A 13,955-nucleotide genomic window follows, 5' to 3' on the forward strand; every position below is an offset into this window, starting at 1 on the left:
GAAAAAATTAAAATGGCGAAAGATAAAATCAAAAGAATAGCAGTCTTCACTTCTGGTGGAGATGCTCCTGGCATGAATGCCGCTATACGTGCAGTTGTCCGTACGGCGGCCTATCACGATCTTCATATTTTTGGCATTCACAACGGCTATGAAGGAATGATTGATGGCGATTTGCGTCGCCTCGACATCCGGGATGTTGGTAATATTATCTATCGAGGAGGTACCATTCTGAAAACTGCTCGTAGCAAAAGGTTTATGACCCCCGAAGGACGGCGAAGTGCTTACGAAGCGCTCCAGGCCTTTGATGTTGATGCCTGTGTTGCCATCGGTGGAGACGGAACCTTCACGGGTGCCAAAGTCTTTTCGGAAGAATACGATATTCCAATCATCGGTATCCCTGGCACGATCGACAACGACTTGTTTGGTACTGACTACACCATTGGCTATGATACGGCGGTAAATACGGCGGTACAAGCTGTAGATAAGATCAGAGATACGGCAGATTCTCACAATCGCCTTTTCTTTGTGGAGGTAATGGGGCGCAATTCGGGCTTTATTGCCCTGGCTACGGGCATTGCCAGTGGTGCTGGTAACGTTGTGATCCCTGAAGTAGATACGAGTTTAGAACATCTTATCGAGTTATTACGCCTGGGGGTAAAAAGGAAAAAGATGTTCGGTATCATCGTAGTTGCCGAAGGTCATAAACTCGGCCCCACGACGGAAGTGGCCCAAAAAGTACAAGAAGCCATCGACTTCTACGATACCAAAGTCACTATTATTGGCCACATGCAACGCGGAGGCTCTCCCTCTGCACTAGATCGACTACTGGCCAGCCGCCTGGGTTTTGGTGCAGTGGAAGGGCTGCTTGCTGGCGAGTCCAACAAGATGATTGGCTTGGTCAACAATGAAGTCGTCTTCACGCCATTTGGGGAAGCAATTAGCAATTCTAAAACACCAAATAGAAATCTGGTTAGAATGGCCGAGATTTTGGCGATATAACAAATAGACTTGTTCGGCCGGGAACATTTGGGGGCTGACTTGCTCTCTTCCGCTCCCACTTCACAACCAAAGTGGTCACGTAGCTAAGGCTATGTTCCCACTTTGTTCGCTTGCGGGAACAAAAGATAGCAGCGTCTTCCCACCAAAGCCCCCCGGACGAACAAGTCTAATAGGCCAATACTGCACTTTAACGTGAGATGCTAACATAGCATCTCACGTTATTTAACAAAAAAATCAGCCGTCAATTCCTTATATGCATCGCTACGTGGCGCATCCGCCCCATCAGTAGCATAGATGCTCAAAGTACCATCTTCTGATACATCACCCGGAGGCGGCGTTTTTCTTAGTAGCAGCAAAAGACGATTGGGGCTTTTCTCAGGACTGCCACTAACTTTTATTTTCTGCCATGTATACAAGTGATAGCTTTTAGCCAGCTCCATAAAACGTAAACCTTCCAGCCAAGGTAATACCAGGCAAAAACTCCCAGTTGGAGATAGTAAACGCTGTACACTACGTAGCAAATCCTGGTGCGATAATTTTACAGTGTGTCGAACACTCGCTCTACCCTCTTGCTCTGAAATCACCCCTCCCGTAAAAAAGGGAGGGTTACTGACAATCAATTCAAATTGCTGGTTTCCTTCCGGCCGGAATTCCTGAACCGCGCAGCAGACCACCTTTATACGATCACCAAAAGGGCTTGCTGCTACATTGCTCATGGCTTGTTCAGCAGCTTGTTCATCCACTTCAACCATAGTAACCTCAGCATCACTCTTGCGCTGCGCCAGCATCAAACCAATCAAGCCTGTTCCAGCTCCAATGTCCAGTATTTGCTGACTATCCGACAAGGGCGCCCAGGCCCCCAGCAAGATACCATCTGTTCCTACTTTCATGGCGCACTTATCTTGCTCAATAGTGAATTGCTGAAACCGAAAAGAAGATGAATTCCTGGGCATGAGTACCTTTTTTTAAGTGTAAAAGTTGGAAAAGTGTAAGGGTGTAAAAGTACCATCTAACCCTCAAGGTCGGATTCCGAGGTATCGGAAGGAATTGAGAAGTCGGAAATTTTAAACCGCACTCCGCACATTACCGCACCCCGCACCCAAATAAGGTGTAAGGGTGTAAAAGTCCCATCTACCCCTAAACCAGTAGTCCCAACACTTCAAGATCAGAAATGTTGGGACCACCTAAATCAGTTGACACACTAATGATTACTCAATGATGTCATTAAGGTTACGAATAATGATCTGAGGATCATTAAATTGGGAAACAATACCAATAACGGCAAACTGCCCCGCAGGAACATTGCTATTGGCAAAGCTCGCCTGGGTGCGGGTAAACATCTGGATTTCGCCCGTATCGTCTTGTAGTGTTTTACTGCCCGAGTAGGTACCGCCTTCCACAACACTGACGTCTACGATCTGAACCAGGGTAGACTCCCATGCTTCCAGATTATCCGTTACCTCTTCAATGGTAGCCATTCGTGGAGCTGGCAGCGTTCCTGGACCAAAAGAAAGTGCATTTGCATTAGGTACATTGTTGACTTGCAGCAAACCATTAAATTCACTCAACTCTTGGTTGGAAACGTTGATTTCCAATGCTTCTCCTAAGGCAAAGGTATGATCAGCAGTTAAACGTACGACAATGCCACCAGAGGCATCCTGAAGTACCAGATTGCGCCCGGTAAGGTTGCCATTGCCGGCATCAGAGATCACCACTCCTTTTAAAATTTTCGCTGCCGGAACGCTGCTACCTCCACCTTCGAAGATCGCGCGTAATTCTGCCGCTGTAATTTCGGTAGGATCACCGCCAGTACCTCCCTCAAAGTCTGCATCACTTGCATTGCGCATATTAAGTTGCAGACCATTAAAGTCAGATAAGATAGCAGTAAGTACCCCTTCTCCTGTAGGGATGGTATTGCCCGAGAAAGAAGCACTAAAGAAAGTAAACATAGAGATTGTGCCCGTACCATCACCAATAGTCACCCCGTCGCCGTAGGTCGGACCACCATTCATGGTAGCCATATTGATGCGAACCAGGGTAGATTCCCAGGCATCACCATTGGCTAGCAATTCCGCTACGGTAGCCACTCTTGGAGTAGGTAGCGTACCGTTGCCTTGAGATACCGCATTTCCTACTGGCACGTTATTGATTTGCACCAAGCCATTGAACTCACTCAGCTCCAGTCCGCTAATGCTGACCTCCACTTCTTCCCCCAAGGCGAAGTTGTGGTTGCTGCTGAAGCGAACAACGATACCAGCAGTACCGTCCTGGATCACCATATTCCGACCATTGAAGTTGCCATTGTCTTTATCACTAATGACCACACCACGGATTTTACTATCATCAGGTGCTGAATTCGAGCCTCCATTGTAAGCGGCACGAATGTTGGCTATTGAAACCAACTCACCACCAGTGCTTACACCACAGCGTTCGCCATTGAACTGCACATCTTCTGTATTACGCAAGGTCAACTGAACAGTTGTGCCAAACACAGAAAGCACACCCACTAGTGGCCCGTTGCCTTCAGGGATAGGCTGTCCGGCAAAATCGGCAAAATCACTGTTGCGAACCGTAACAGAATTACCAAAACAATCTTCCATGGTACGGTTTCGGCCACCACCGCCACCAGGCAGAGCGTAAGTATCGCCCAGGTCAACAGCAGCAAACTGCATGTCTTCCATGGCAACCAATCGGCTCAGTAAATTATTGAAGGTGGTCTGGTTACTTAGAACCTCCTCCAAACTGGTTGGCGTAGGTGTTACTTCTTTGGTCTCTCCAGCAACCACGTACTCACCGATGAGTGGCCCGGCAATCAGACCACCTGATGCATCACCCGCGATCTGGTAAAGGTTGTTGTAATCATTGACGTAGAGGCCCTTTAGCTTAATAAAAAGCTCTGTACCAACAGGGTACAAGGTATACAAACCTGAATTGCCCAAGCGAATAACAATACCCGCACTGGCATCTTCAATAACCAACTGCTGGTACAAATTGCCGCTGGCATCATCAGCAACAACAGTAGCGGCAATGATCCAGTCTTCCGTAATTTCCGAAGCATCACCACCAAGGGTGTGTAAATCCTTTACTTGCTGGATGGTTGCATTCGCCTCCAAGGCGGGTAAATTACGGCCTGGCGGTTCGTCAAATTCCTGATCCACACATGCGGAGAAAGTAAGCCCCAAGAAGGCTACAAAAAGGAATAGAAAAGAATATTTGAAGTTCATAATCAACTTTTATGATCTGCTGCTTACTGCTCAAGCATGTTGCAGCGCTGTTTTTAAAGGTTAATACCGTCGTCTAGAGCTTGAAAGCCAGACTAACAAAGTAGTTGCGTCCGAAACTGTAGAAGTAGTTATTCGGGAAACGATCAACATCTTTGGTTTCGAAATCAAAGCGGAATTGCTCGTAGCCTCCGGTGCGGAAATCGGTCTTGTTGAGGATGTTGTTAACCCCAACATTCAGGTAAAGAAAGACATCATTGATCTTCCAGGATTTACCGCCAAAGATGTCGACGGTGAAAGCATCAGGCGTGCGTTCCTGGTCCAGGATGCTGTTCCACAACTCGCTATCCGGCCTTACGACCTCCTGTACTACCTCTGGATTGTCTGTATAGGAAATCGCTTCTGGCGTACGGCGCTCAGGGAAGAAGTCCAGCCAGGTTCCCGCAAAATAGTTGAAGTTGATATTGGCAAACCAGTACTTCGGACTATTGTAGTTCAAACCAAAAGTAAATACTTCATTAGGTCCACCCGCAACGTTGAACTCCTTGATATAGACAGGATGCTCATCAATTTTCGAAGCCAATTGGTCCAGGTAAATCGTAGCTGTAGGCCGATTGGTGTAGATGTATTGCCCGATAGCCGCCACCGCCGACGCAGTAAGTGCAGGCGTAACTTTAGCCTCAATGGCCAACTCTACCCCGGCATGCTGGGTGTTGATGCCCGACATAATGTAGTTGACAAAACCGCCGCGCGTTCCTCCGTCAGGAGACTCAATGGCCCGATCCAGGAACAGCGAACGGTTGAAAACCTGGTCTTTAAACTGCGTGAAATAGCCGATGGCACGAATTTTCAGGTTCGGAGAACGCATCAGGTACCCCCCTTCAATGGAGAGAATTTTCTCTTCCGTAGGGTTGTCGATGACTTGGTTGCGTGTCCGTGGACTTGAGAATACATCACGTGCAAAAGGTGCCTGGGTTTGGTAAGCACCATTTACCAACAAGTAGTTTCTACCATTGAGTTTATAGGTGATTCCACCTTTAGCGCCCAGTTCCGTGAAGGAAACTACCGCACTTTTACCCGCACTGGTAGTAGGAAATTTACCGTTGGCAATATTACCAAACCGCCAGATATTTGACTGACCGTAACTTCCTGCTACGTAAAAATCAACTTTGGGGAAACGGAAATTAGCCTGTGTCCACAAGTCAAATTTGCGCATTTCGTAGTCGAAATCATAACCCCAGCGATCACCTTCTTCGAGGACCTGATTGGGAACATCCAGGTTATGCTCTACGAAGATACCCGAGCTATCGAATTCTGCAAAACGATCGACATTCAGGTAGAAGTCGCCGCCCAGCAGGTCATCAACCAGCTTGTAGTTTTCGGTCGTTTGGTTTTGGTACTGACCGCCAAACTGGATGGTAAGGTGATCATTCACAAAAGCTTCCAACACCGTATTGGCATTGAGACGACTGAGGTCGGTACGACGATCCTCAACGATATACTGAGAACGCAGACCGGTAACGGTATTACCTTCAATACCATTAGCATCATTGACGGTTGCGAAACTATTATAGTTGATCTGATAGATCTGATCCCAGTTGATTTGGCGTGTATTGACATCCGTCTGCCACAATGTGGTGATCTGATCTGCTACGTCTCCTTCAAAATAACTAGGAAGCTTACGGTAGTAGTTTGGACGAGGATCGGGGCCATCGTACCAGTCGAGGGCAGTATTGCCCGTGCGCCCCGTTTGATAGCCTAAAGAAGTTGTCAACTGAAGCTTTTCAGAAAGCGTCCAATCATTGCGTAAGATAACGATCGGCTGGTGGATGTTCTGCACCCGTGAATTACGCTTTTTTCCGTTTTGCAAACCCCAATTGGAGTTGTAGAAGTTGCTCCCCGTCAAATCATAAGCTTCTTGCGTAGCACCGGAAATTTTACCCCGCTTGATGGGTGCACCAAAAACGGTAAGGTTCAGGGTAGCTTTGTCTCCAAGGCGGCGATCAGCAGATAGGAAGTAAGAGTAAGCATCGTAGAAAGTACCTTCCACGTAGCCTTCCTCCGCCCAGCGGCGCGAAGCCGAGAAACTGAAAGCCCAGCCACTTTCCAACATTCCTGTATTGTAGGTCGCCATCAAGCGGTTGGTGTACGTTCGGTTAGAAGATGCGTAACCTACCCGGAGTTCTTTTCTTTGTGCAGAAGCACGCGTATCGATGATCGACGCTCCTCCTACACCACCATAAGCAAAATTAGAGGCTCCTAAACCAATGGTGTTGGTACGTAGACGAAATACATCGTTGAGTCCTCCCCAGTGATTGAAGAACACCCCACCCGTTTCCAGATCATTTACTGGCATCCCGTTGATAAGAACGTCCGTGTACTTGGCGTCATAGCCTCTGATGTTGAAGCGCGCACTACCGAAAGTAAAGGCGGCAGCCGAAACGAAGACATCTCTGGAAGCAGAAAGTACACCAGAAATGTTCTGTGCGCCACCGCCGCCATCAAGATCATCACTACTAAGCGTAATGGTAGGGATAAATTCATCGGTCACGGTAGGATCAGCACTACCAGAAGCAGCAAGGCCAATTCTTCCCAGATCTATCCTGGTGCCATTAGCGGTAGATACTTCTTTAGAGTAAGCCTGGTAACCTTCAATAAGAATGTTTACCAAGAGGTCTTCTCCTGCGGTCACACCTACATTCAACTCAAACTGCCCAAACGCATCCGTGCGCGTGTCATTGGACAAAACACGAACTTCTACCCCTGGAAGAGGTTCGTTCGTACGTTGGTCAATAACCGTACCCGAAATAATGGTTTGTGCAGTTGCTAAATTGAAAGGTAGACAGTTAAGGAGCAGGAGGGCTAGCGTGGTTTTCACCACATGAATGCTCGTCTGTGTCATATTAACTTTTGAGTGAAAAAGCGACGCAAAGATAGTTTTTTCTTTGTTGCTATAAAAAGGGATTTTCCCAGATTTAACATAAAGTTAAAAGAAGATATGCGTTAAAATGCGGTACTTTGTCGCCGAAATTTCGTCTTAAACATCGAAACCATACCTTACAACTGCCTTATGATTAAGCATTTCCGTAATCTTCTAGGTCTATCATTTGCCCTTTTTCTTACCCTTTCCTTGTCTGCACAAGAGCAGGCATATAAGGTAGGGTTGCTGGGTTTTTATAACTTGGAGAACCTTTTTGACACCATTGACACACCAGATGTAAATGACACGGAGTTTTCTCCTGCGGGTGCCAAGAACTACAATGGCCGTCTTTATTATGATAAATTAAACAATTTAAGCCGCGTAATTTCCGAACTAGGCACTGACATGTCACCCGATGGTGTATCCATGCTGGGTGTTGCTGAAATCGAAAACCGCAGTGTTTTGGAAGATCTGGTCAGTCAAGAAAGCATTGCTGATCGCAATTATCAGATTGTTCATTATGACAGCCCCGATCGTAGAGGCATCGACGTAGGCTTGCTCTACAATCCCAAATATTTTACGGTGACCGAAAGTCGGGCCGTACCGCTCATGATTTATGAATTGAACGGCGAAGACCGTATCTACACCCGTGACATTCTGCTCGTGGGTGGCCTTTACGATGGTGAGCCCCTTTATGTGATGGTCAATCACTGGCCTTCCCGGCGTGGTGGTGAAGCCGCTAGTGCCCGCCTGCGCAATGCTGGTGCACTGGTGTGCAAAAACCTGAGTGACTCCCTGCGTACGGCTATTCCCAATGTCAAAATCGTCATTATGGGTGACCTCAACGACGATCCCACTTCGCCCAGTGTTGCCCAGGTTCTCGCTGCCCAGGGCAAGAAAAACAAGGTGCGCAAAGGTGGCTTTTACACCCCCATGTGGGAGTTTTTCCGCAAAGGAATGGGCAGTAATGCTTATCGCGATGCCTGGAGTTTATTCGACCAACTCATACTCAGCGATAACTTTCTGGATGAGAACCAGAAAGGCTACCGCTTTTATCAAGCTTATATTTACAACCCCAACTACCTCATCCAGAAGAATGGTCACTTTGTAGGGTATCCCTTCCGTACTTTTGCTGGTGATGCTTATTTGGGAGGATACAGTGATCACTTTCCCGTATACATGGCCATCCTGAAACCGGTTAATTGATGTATTCTCGCGAACAGGCTACGCAGATCAGGAAATCGTTTTGGACCACTTTTGGTCAATACATGCGACCAATACCTTCTGCTGATGGCCTGAAAGTCAACTGGATCAATTATAAAACAGGCTTCAAGGGATTGAACTTTAGTTTGGATGTTGATAAAGAAAAAGCCTACATCGGCATTGTACTAAACCAGAAAGATCCAGACCTGAGAAGCCTGTTTTACGAGCAACTCCTAGAACTCAAGGGCTTACTTCATACGCACATGGGCGAAGAATGGAGCTGGGAAGAAGTGGCTACTAATGCCCAATACCAGGAAATTAGTCAGGTCTACACGCTTCTACCAGGAGTGAGCCTCTTTCATCAGGAAGATTGGCCTGCCATCATTTCTTTTTTCAAAACCAGGTTGATTGCCCTGGATGAGTTCTGGTCCATGGGGAAGTTTCACTTTGAGCCGTTAAAGTTTTAGGGGGGACCACATGAGACACTTAAGGACACATGAGCATATTTTCTTGAACTCCAATTCAAATTCGCTGCTTACTTCAACACACGCTTCAATACCCCCAACAACTGGTCTACCTCTGCTTGGGTGTTGTGATGAGAAAAGGATACGCGGATATTTACAGCGTCATCATCGTCTCCGCGGAGGGCGCGAATGACGTGGGAACCCGTATCAGTGCCTGAGCTGCAAGCACTCCCACCACTTACACTGATGCCTGCAATATCAAGGTTGAACAGCAAGAGTTCCGTTTTTGGAGAAGCGGGGAAACGCAGGTTGAGCACCTTGTAGTGGCCTCCTTCGGGGTCGCCATTAAATTCAACGTCGGGAAAGTCTTTGGCGAGTTCCTCACAAAGATAGGTACGCAATGAGCGGATTTTTTGCTCCCGCTCAGTACGTTCCTGATAAGCCAGATCCAGCGCTTTGGCCATGCCTACTATGCCGTAAGTGTTTTCGGTACCCGCGCGCATATTGCGCTCCTGGGCGCCGCCATCGAGGTAAGGTTGGATGATGTTATCGCCATTGATGTAAATAAACCCGACGCCTTTAGGGCCATAAAATTTGTGGGCAGCTCCCGACAGAAAGCTGATCGGTGTCGCTTCTACATCAATAGGATAGTAGCCCATTGTCTGGACAGTGTCCGAATGAAAATAAGCGCCGTACTCCTGGCAAAGCGTACCTATCTCCTGAAGATCGATCATGGTGCCGATCTCATTATTGGAGTGCATCAAAGCAACCATTGTTTTCTGACTTTGATCAGCCAGCAGGCTGCGTAAGTGATCTAAGACCACCTGCCCTTTTTCATTAAGTTGTACGTGAACGATTTCGATCTGATCACTTTGCTTGCTAATACTATCCAAAGAATGCAGCACACAGTGATGTTCCATAGGCGAAGAAATGATCCGGCGTACACCCAGATCACGCACAGCACATTTGAGGGCCATGTTGTTGGCTTCTGTTCCGCCGGAAGTGAAGAAAATCTCGCCAATAGAAGCATTCAAGTGCTTGGCGATGGTGCGCCTTGCCTGTTCAATCGTTGTTCTGGCCTGGCGGCCTTCCGCGTGTATGCTGGACGGGTTGCCGTGTACTTCCTGCATTACCACAGTCATCGCCTCAATGACTTGGGGATCCAGGGGTGTGGTGGCGGCGTTGTCCAGGTATATTCTTTTCTTACTCATGCGTTGTTTAAATTCTCATCCAAACTCAGTAGAGGGATACAGGCTACTTCGCACCCTTTTTAGTAGAGGGTAGAGAGATTGAAAGACCAATACTCATTAATTTCCTAAACCAGTATATGGGCGATATTGGAAATAATAAAAGAGATAACTGCCTTTAACAAGACCAGAATCCCTATACCCTATACCTAGTACCTAGTACGGTGAGATTTACCTTGCACAAAGCCCACCCTTTAGGCAATACATAAAGGTAAATCTCACATTACAACTCGCGGCTAAACCAATCAGCTACCAAACCCGTTTCTGTGCCGATCTCGTTGCGGTGGTGAAACTCATTGGTGCGCGGATTATACTCGTAATCCTTGGCCCACTCCTGGTGGTTTTCGGCCAGTTCTTTGATGGCATCGGCAATGTACTGCACTTCTTCATTGCTCATGACCGGGTGAATAGACATCCTGATCCATCCTGGTTTATCGGTCAAGTCTCCGCGACTGATTTTATCCGTGATCGAATGGGAGAACTGTTGATCTACATTGAGCAGGTAATGGCCGTAAGTACCAGCGCAAGAACAACCTCCGCGTACCTGGATACCGTAGCGATCGTTCAGAATACGAACACCTAGATTGTAATGAAGGTTGCTGATGTAAAAAGAAATCACGCCCAAACGCTGGCGATGTTGTTGGGCCAATAAGTTGAGATTAGGAATTTGGTCGAAAACACTCCAGATGATCTCCAGTTGCTCTTCTTCGCGAGCGAGCATTTTGCGGACGTCCATCTGCTCCTTCAACTGCACACACAAGGCAGTGCGAATGGTTTGCAGAAATGCGGGCGTTCCTCCATCTTCCCTGGCTTCGATAGATTCCAGGTACTTGTGTTCGCCCCAGGGGTTGGTCCAGTCTACAGTACCGCCGCCCGGATTGTCGGGCACCCGGTTTTTGTAGAGCTGAGGGTCAAAGATCAGCACCCCGGCAGATCCTGGCCCTCCCAAAAATTTATGAGGAGAAAAATAAATGGCATCAAGATGTTGAAGCGGATTCTCGGGCCGCATGTTGATCTCGATATAAGGCGCAGAACAAGCAAAATCGACGAAACACCAGCCACCGACACGGTGCATCATCTCAGCAATTTGGTGATAAGGTGTCTTTATTCCGGTTACATTCGAGCAGGAAGTAATGGCAGCAATTTTCACCTTACGGTCCTGGTATTTTTCCAACAACTCACTCAGGCATTCCAAATCCGTCAAGCCTTGTGAACAAGGGCGAATTACCTCCACCTGGGCGATGGTCTCCAGCCAGGAAGTTTGATTAGAGTGATGCTCCATGTGGCTCACAAAAACGATGGGGCGCTCTTCGGGGCTGAGGCTTACTTTTTCGCGGAAACGCTCGTGAAGTTTAAGGCCCAGGATACGCTGAAACTTATTGACAACCCCCGTCATCCCTGAATTGGAAGAGATCATCACATCTCTTTTGTGGGCACCACAATGCTGCTTGATAATTTCCTTGGCATGATGGTAGGCCATGGTCATAGAGGAGCCGGTGACGGTGGTTTCCGTGTGGGTATTTCCCACAAATGGTGCGATCTCTTCGGTGAGCAATGCTTCTATAGGCCCATACATCCGGCCGCTCGCTGTCCAGTCAGCATAGACCAAGGGCTGGTTGCCGTAAGGCGTATCAAAGCGCATATTATGCCCGATCACATTTTTGCGAAAAGCAGCGAAATATTGTTCTAAAGCAGTGGTAGTGGCAGTGGTAGGCATTGATATCTGAACTTGGTTGCGACAAAAGTAGTAAGCAAAAACGACATATAAGCGCTCAAAACTAACAGAAAATCAACTATTTTTCGTACCTTGTTGTTTTTGAGATAAAAATTAACGATGAGAAGAAAGAAAGGATTTGACTATGGTAAAGGAAAGTACTACCTGACGATTGTAGATTTCCCTAATAACGTAACACTTCACCGTATAGAGAAAGCTGCTGCTACCCGCGCTTATGAGCACTATATCGCTATCGGCAAGAAAGTTGAGTGGCTCGGCAAATGGGATGGTAAGAAGTTTATCGAGGCCAAAGCGCCCCAAGCTTCTACCGCAGCTTAAAACAAATACTGCTAAGCAGAAACGCAAAAGCCGAAACTTACCGAGGGGTGAGTTTCGGCTTTTGTGTTTTTTGGGGGAGCCACATTAAGTTAAGCTATTATTTCTTACTTCTTTGTTAATGTGCGAATACACATTTATATTCGCGCATTAATTTTTTATTATCTAACGTTTTAACTCTCTTTGAAATGAAAAATCTAGTTTTATTCCCCCTCCTTGCTATTTTTATTGCTGGTGTACTCAGTGCCCAAACCATTAGTTTCGCAGAAAAAGAAATTCTTTTTGCTCACCCCGAGGGCACTACTTTCAATAGCCTTGAATTTGACAGCCCTTATCTTCCATGTGATTACAATAATGATGGCTTTGTTGACTTTGTAGGAAAGAGAGGTTCCCAGGAACAGCTCATCTTGAAAGGTACGGCCGTTGATACTTTCCAGGAAGTAAATGTGCTCCCAGTTGGATCACCTTCTGCAAATGTGGTTTTTGACGTCTTGGATTTTGATCAGGATGGAGATGAAGATATTGTTGCCCAACGCTATCTCCTGATCAATGAAGGAGATGATCTTTTTTCTTTCCTTAACGTGGGTTTAGGACTGGGCTTTGGCTTTGAGGAATTTATTATTGGCGTAGCTGATTTTAATGGTGATGGCCTTTCAGATCTGTTGGTGTTAAAAGATATTTTCTTCGAAAATGAGGAAATAGCTATCCTCACCAACAATGGTGATGGCTCTTTTACCAAGTGCATAGTTTATGACCAAACAGATCGCATTGGTGACACCGAAATAGGCGATATTGATAATGATGGTGATCTGGATATTGTCACGAGTACGAGTAATAGCAATGGCACAATATTCCTGATGAGAAACGAAGGCAATTGTCAGTTTTCTACCAGTGAGATGATCTACGAAGGTTTCACGCCGCTTTCTAACCAAAGTATTGAGTTACACGACATGAATGGTGATGACCAACTAGATATCCTGGTTATCGGCTTCAGCTCTATCTTTATCTTTGAAAACACGGATGGCTTTGTAACCGAACCGTCTTTCACCAGTATCTCGACGGGACAAAACATTTTCTTTAATGTTGCCGATTTCAACAATGATAACAAAGCAGATCTCGCTGTTTTGACCGGAGTAAATTCCTTCAAAATCGAGGTCTTCGAAAACCTTGGCAACCTGACTTTTTCGTCGGCACTACTAGCCGCTCCCTTTTCTCTAGTTCCGGCTTTCAGCATCCCTGATTACAATTATTACGAACAGAACATGTGCCTCTATGATTACGACGGCAATGGTACGCTGGACATCATCTTTACCAATGGCTTCGGCCCCTTGGGCAGCAATAATGTTTCACTGGTACTGAATACAACCGAAGTGGTAAGCGTTGATGATATCTATGCAAATGCTACTGAGCTAGCCGTATTCCCAAACCCCGCAACCACCGAAATTAGCCTTCCATCCTCATTCAATACCAATGGTGATAAGGCCACCTTCTTCCAACTCATCAACATGAGTGGACAAACCCTAAAAAGCGGCTACCTGTCTGGTGCAAGCATTGAAATAAATGATTTGGCCGACGGTCAATACATCCTGCTATTGAATACGGATCGCGAGGTGTATCGTAGTAAATTCATCAAAAAATAACCTTCGCTGACCATTTTTCTGCTTAAGTTTTTAGCGGCTGTTTGAGTCTTTGCCTAGCAAATGGATTCAAACAGCCGCTTGTGTTAATTTAGAAAGGTTACGCCCAAAGCCCCCAGGCCGCAGAGCGGAAAGCTACTGTCAAAGCTAAAGTACTTGCCTTTATCCAGGGATAAAAGCAAGAAAAATCATTAGCTTTATAATAGAGTTGTTC

General features: G+C 46.6%; 10 protein-coding genes. 5 read left to right on the plus strand and 5 right to left on the minus strand.

Going from position 1 to position 13,955, the window contains the following annotated elements; genetic code table 11:
- Positions 1–12 precede the first annotated feature (12 nt).
- Entirely contained in the window at positions 13–999 is a 987-nt protein-coding gene (pfkA, locus tag AB0L18_RS22340; RefSeq protein ID WP_367389546.1) for a 6-phosphofructokinase, read from the plus strand.
- 218 nt (positions 1,000–1,217) lie between these two features.
- Here the strand turns inward: pfkA and AB0L18_RS22345 are convergent, their stop codons facing one another.
- The 3 genes from AB0L18_RS22345 to AB0L18_RS22355 all read right to left on the minus strand — a co-directional run bounded on the left by AB0L18_RS22345 (position 1,218) and on the right by AB0L18_RS22355 (position 7,122).
- Entirely contained in the window at positions 1,218–1,952 is a 735-nt protein-coding gene (locus AB0L18_RS22345; RefSeq protein WP_367389547.1) for a tRNA1(Val) (adenine(37)-N6)-methyltransferase, read from the minus strand.
- A gap of 255 nt (positions 1,953–2,207) precedes the next feature.
- Positions 2,208–4,223 carry a DUF5689 domain-containing protein gene (locus AB0L18_RS22350; protein ID WP_367389548.1) on the minus strand — a complete coding sequence of 672 codons (2,016 nt, stop codon included), beginning with the start codon at positions 4,221–4,223 and terminating at the stop codon, positions 2,208–2,210.
- A 73-nt stretch (positions 4,224–4,296) separates the two neighbouring features.
- On the minus strand, positions 4,297–7,122 hold the full coding sequence (locus AB0L18_RS22355; protein ID WP_367389549.1) for a carboxypeptidase-like regulatory domain-containing protein: 2,826 nt from the start codon (positions 7,120–7,122) through the stop codon (positions 4,297–4,299).
- 168 nt (positions 7,123–7,290) lie between these two features.
- Here AB0L18_RS22355 and AB0L18_RS22360 point away from each other — a divergent pair, with 168 nt between their 5' ends.
- Complete coding sequence (locus AB0L18_RS22360; protein WP_367389550.1) at positions 7,291–8,346, plus strand: endonuclease/exonuclease/phosphatase family protein; 1,056 nt, start codon at positions 7,291–7,293, stop codon at positions 8,344–8,346.
- Positions 8,346–8,810, plus strand: a complete 465-nt coding sequence (locus tag AB0L18_RS22365) for a DUF4268 domain-containing protein (protein ID WP_367389551.1) — start codon at positions 8,346–8,348, stop codon at positions 8,808–8,810. Before AB0L18_RS22360 ends, AB0L18_RS22365 begins: the two co-directional genes overlap by 1 nt.
- 68 nt (positions 8,811–8,878) lie before the next feature.
- Here the strand turns inward: AB0L18_RS22365 and AB0L18_RS22370 are convergent, their stop codons facing one another.
- Together AB0L18_RS22370 and AB0L18_RS22375 are read right to left on the minus strand one after the other, a co-directional pair.
- Positions 8,879–10,018, minus strand: coding sequence for a cysteine desulfurase family protein (locus tag AB0L18_RS22370; RefSeq protein ID WP_367389552.1), 1,140 nt, complete (start codon positions 10,016–10,018; stop codon positions 8,879–8,881).
- 259 nt (positions 10,019–10,277) lie between these two features.
- Positions 10,278–11,771 (minus strand): aminotransferase class V-fold PLP-dependent enzyme, encoded by a 1,494-nt coding sequence (locus AB0L18_RS22375; protein ID WP_367389553.1) that lies wholly within the window; start codon positions 11,769–11,771, stop codon positions 10,278–10,280.
- Positions 11,772–11,888: 117 nt separating this feature from the next.
- On the opposite strand from AB0L18_RS22375, the gene AB0L18_RS22380 reads away from it, so the two are divergent.
- Both AB0L18_RS22380 and AB0L18_RS22385 read left to right on the plus strand, forming a co-directional pair.
- Complete coding sequence (locus tag AB0L18_RS22380) at positions 11,889–12,107, plus strand: hypothetical protein (RefSeq protein WP_367389554.1); 219 nt, start codon at positions 11,889–11,891, stop codon at positions 12,105–12,107.
- Between the two features lie 185 nt (positions 12,108–12,292).
- The gene (locus tag AB0L18_RS22385) at positions 12,293–13,744 is read left to right on the plus strand and encodes a T9SS type A sorting domain-containing protein (RefSeq protein WP_367389555.1); all 1,452 of its coding nucleotides are present in this window, start codon (positions 12,293–12,295) and stop codon (positions 13,742–13,744) included.
- Positions 13,745–13,955 lie beyond the last annotated feature (211 nt).

The organism is Lewinella sp. LCG006, assembly GCF_040784935.1.
Lineage (GTDB): Bacteria > Bacteroidota > Bacteroidia > Chitinophagales > Saprospiraceae > Lewinella.

Excerpts from the sequence above, each read along its gene's own strand:
- pfkA (WP_367389546.1), top strand. The coding sequence starts at position 13 with ATGGCGAAAGATAAAATCAAAAGAATAGCAGTCTTCACTTCTGGTGGA.
- AB0L18_RS22345 (WP_367389547.1), bottom strand. The coding sequence starts at position 1,952 with ATGCCCAGGAATTCATCTTCTTTTCGGTTTCAGCAATTCACTATTGAG.
- AB0L18_RS22350 (WP_367389548.1), bottom strand. The coding sequence starts at position 4,223 with ATGAACTTCAAATATTCTTTTCTATTCCTTTTTGTAGCCTTCTTGGGG.
- AB0L18_RS22355 (WP_367389549.1), bottom strand. The coding sequence starts at position 7,122 with ATGACACAGACGAGCATTCATGTGGTGAAAACCACGCTAGCCCTCCTG.
- AB0L18_RS22360 (WP_367389550.1), top strand. The coding sequence starts at position 7,291 with ATGATTAAGCATTTCCGTAATCTTCTAGGTCTATCATTTGCCCTTTTT.
- AB0L18_RS22365 (WP_367389551.1), top strand. The coding sequence starts at position 8,346 with ATGTATTCTCGCGAACAGGCTACGCAGATCAGGAAATCGTTTTGGACC.
- AB0L18_RS22370 (WP_367389552.1), bottom strand. The coding sequence starts at position 10,018 with ATGAGTAAGAAAAGAATATACCTGGACAACGCCGCCACCACACCCCTG.
- AB0L18_RS22375 (WP_367389553.1), bottom strand. The coding sequence starts at position 11,771 with ATGCCTACCACTGCCACTACCACTGCTTTAGAACAATATTTCGCTGCT.
- AB0L18_RS22380 (WP_367389554.1), top strand. The coding sequence starts at position 11,889 with ATGAGAAGAAAGAAAGGATTTGACTATGGTAAAGGAAAGTACTACCTG.
- AB0L18_RS22385 (WP_367389555.1), top strand. The coding sequence starts at position 12,293 with ATGAAAAATCTAGTTTTATTCCCCCTCCTTGCTATTTTTATTGCTGGT.